The sequence below is a fragment of the Rhodopseudomonas sp. BR0G17 genome (genome assembly GCF_010907025.1).
GTDB lineage: Bacteria > Pseudomonadota > Alphaproteobacteria > Rhizobiales > Xanthobacteraceae > Rhodopseudomonas > Rhodopseudomonas palustris_H.
Window position 1 is genome coordinate 1 of the sequence record NZ_QUML01000103.1, and the last position, 559, is coordinate 559.

Annotated in this window: 1 protein-coding gene; it reads left to right on the forward strand. The window is 65.8% G+C overall.

What is annotated here, in order from left to right:
• On the forward strand, window positions 1-559 hold a 559-nt coding region (locus DY467_RS25395; protein WP_164639807.1), incomplete at both ends, for a helicase-like domain-containing protein.

Here is a 559-nt window from a genome sequence, read left to right on the forward strand (position 1 = left end):
TTCGACACGGTGAGGGACGGCGACAGCGAGCGGCGCGTCCTCAACGTCGTCGACACCGAGGCGGCGAAGACGAAGCTCCAGAAGATCAAGGACGCGTTCCAGCGCTGGATCTGGTCCGATCCCGACCGCACCGACCGGCTGACGCGCGTCTACAACGACCGGTTCAACAACATCGCGCCACGGGCCTTCGACGGCTCCCACCTGAAGTTTCCCGGCGCCTCTGGCGCCTTTGTTCTTTATGGCCACCAGAAGCGCGACATCTGGCGGATTATCTCGGCGGGCTCGACCTATCTCGCGCATGCCGTCGGCGCCGGCAAGACCATGACGATGGTTGCCGCCGTCATGGAGCAGCGCCGGCTCGGGCTCATCGCCAAGGCGATGCTCGTGGTGCCCGGCCATTGCCTCGCGCAGGCGGCCCGGGAGTTCCTCGCGCTCTATCCGAACGCGCGGATCCTCGTCGCCGACGAGACAAACTTCACTTTAGCCAAGCGGCACCGCTTCCTGTCGCGCGCGGCAACCGCGACCTGGGACGCGATCATTATCACGCACAGCGCGTTCC